The sequence below is a fragment of the Tamlana crocina genome (assembly GCF_012037625.1).
Window position 1 is genome coordinate 1 of record NZ_JAAVJS010000696.1, and the last position, 318, is coordinate 318.

The following is a 318-nucleotide window of genomic DNA, read 5'->3' on the forward strand; positions in this document are numbered from 1 at the left end:
GCAGATCATCTTCCACCCAGGGAACGTCAATATACGTTAAAAAATAAAGATCATATTGTGCCTTTAACGCAGGTTTAAGAAGGGCAGGGTCTACAAATTCGTCATAATAGGCCCGGGAGTAAACCACCAGTTCTAAAAGGTTAGTGTCGCAAAAAAGAAGTTCATCAGCCTGTGCAGCCAATTCATTTTCCAGAGTCATCTGTCCTTTTGCAATAGGTAAGAGATCATGAGGTTCACAGCTCTTTTGCTCTCTATCCCATTTTAGCTGAAGATATTCGCGCATATATTCAGGAACCCACTTTGTCTTGTAGTGTTGCG

1 protein-coding gene is annotated in these 318 nt (G+C 41.8%); it reads right to left on the reverse strand.

The genetic code is table 11. The features are described 5' to 3' along the window. On the reverse strand, positions 1 to 283 hold a 283-nt coding region (locus tag HC176_RS18600), incomplete at its 3' end, for an AAA family ATPase (RefSeq protein WP_342448727.1). Positions 284 to 318: the final 35 nt, after the last annotated feature.